This window comes from Mycobacterium sp. KBS0706 (genome assembly GCF_005938675.2).
Taxonomy (GTDB): Bacteria; Pseudomonadota; Alphaproteobacteria; order DSM-16000; family Inquilinaceae; genus Inquilinus.
In genome coordinates this window covers 1-328 of sequence record NZ_VCCH02000399.1, presented here as the reverse complement: position 1 = coordinate 328, position 328 = coordinate 1, and the positions used below count along the sequence as shown (strand labels likewise).

1 protein-coding gene is annotated in these 328 nt (G+C 70.7%); it reads left to right on the top strand.

All coding sequences use genetic code 11. The features are described 5' to 3' along the window. The coding region (locus FFK22_RS42455) for a TCP-1/cpn60 chaperonin family protein (protein ID WP_306770286.1) at positions 1 to 328 on the top strand (328 nt) is incomplete at both ends.

Genomic DNA, 328 nt, shown 5'->3' with positions numbered 1-328 from the left:
AGCGCCTGGCCAAGCTGGCCGGCGGCGTCGCCATCATCCGCGTCGGCGGCGCCAGCGAGATCGAGGTCAAGGAGCGCAAGGACCGCGTCGAGGACGCGATGCACGCCACCCGCGCCGCGGTCGCGGAGGGCATCGTCGCCGGCGGCGGCGTCACGCTGCTGTATGCCAGCCGCGTCATCGACAAGCTGAAGCCGGAGAATACCGACCAGAGGGTCGGCATCGACATCGTCCGCCGGGCCCTGCAGGCGCCGGTGCGGCAGATCGTCGAGAACTCCGGCAGCGACGGGTCGGTGGTGGTCGGCAAGCTGCTCGACAGCAAGGACCACAA